This is a genomic window from Methylacidiphilum sp. Yel (assembly GCF_004421185.1).
In the GTDB taxonomy this organism is placed as follows: domain Bacteria; phylum Verrucomicrobiota; class Verrucomicrobiia; order Methylacidiphilales; family Methylacidiphilaceae; genus Methylacidiphilum.
The window spans coordinates 1-1,211 of the sequence record NZ_LXQB01000079.1 but is presented as its reverse complement, the minus strand read 5'-3'; the positions used below and the strand labels follow the sequence as shown (position 1 = coordinate 1,211).

The 1,211-nt window shown below is 36.8% G+C and carries 1 protein-coding gene; it reads right to left on the bottom strand.

What is annotated here, in order from left to right:
- Positions 1–839: hypothetical protein (locus A7Q09_RS09955; RefSeq protein WP_134391293.1), on the bottom strand; the 839-nt coding region annotated here is incomplete at its 3' end.
- Positions 840–1,211: the final 372 nt, after the last annotated feature.

The following is a 1,211-nucleotide window of genomic DNA, read 5'->3' as shown; positions in this document are numbered from 1 at the left end:
ACCGAAAAGAATGGCTTGTAGGCAAACCCTCTAAGACGCTGCCTCAACAGCTCCTCCTCTCTCCCCACAAACCGACCGTAGCAGCTAAACCATTTTTTATAGAGTTCCTTTTCTCGTCTGTCCTCTTGAATTTTTAGGCTTGCAAAGAACGTTGCTAATTGGGCCACTTGTCCAGATAGAAACTCTACTTCTATACTGTATTGCTTTGATAGTTCTTCTAAAAGAGCGTAGCCTGCAAACCCACAACGACTGTCTTTGATAAACGGGTAATCTTTCTGAATCCCCTTTCGGTAAATCTGCTGGCAAGGATATTTTCTAGTAGGTGTTTTAATCTGGACTAATCGAGGTGGATATCCATCCTTGTCTACGACATAACCACTCACTTCGATATAGTGCTGGGTCGAAACGACTTCTTTTTCAAGAGGCTTCTCAATATTATAATATCCAATAAGTTGCTGCTTATTATCATAGAGCGGGTCTAAGCAATACTTCTTGGACCAAATATAGAGAAAAAATTTCTTTAGCTTTATTTTCTCCCCACAAGATAGTTCAGCAATCAGTTCAACTTCTTTTAAGCCACGGCTTAATTCAATGCAGCTTTCAAAACCTACCGCCTTTTCTACCGCAATCCCTTTTTGAGCATAAAGTCTTTGGACATCCCCTCTGTCTACCCTGTTTGCAATAGCCTGTTTATCATTCCATTTAATAAGGATCTGGTTAGCTTTTCTGCCATAACCATCAAAAAAATAGCCGCTAAAGCAGATTTTTCTTTCTCCTAAGACAAGAAATCGATGCTTTGGGGATTCGATAGAAAAGAAAAAACTTCGGTTTTGATTCATCGAGTCCGGATCATTTGGAAGAAATTATAAATCCACTAATGAGTCAATGATTAGAATAAAGTTGATCGTTTATAATGCTTAAGAATAAATGGTATCGGCTCTAAATCAAAAATAAAAAACGAAAAAAAAATCTTTTGTATAATTTTTTGATCTAGCAAGCTAAAGGCTATTCTAGCCTGCAATCCTTTTATTAAGTTATTTCCTTCAGCAGTTGATTTTTCCAAATTATCTTCAAACGCAGTGCATTCTGAGCCTATTCAAACTGATGTAGTAATGACAAAGGATTAATATAAATTATTCAATCCTAAGAAGAACCTAAATACCTATAATCAACTAATAAGAGATCTCGCCCTTGGTGGGAAAGAAAGTTTA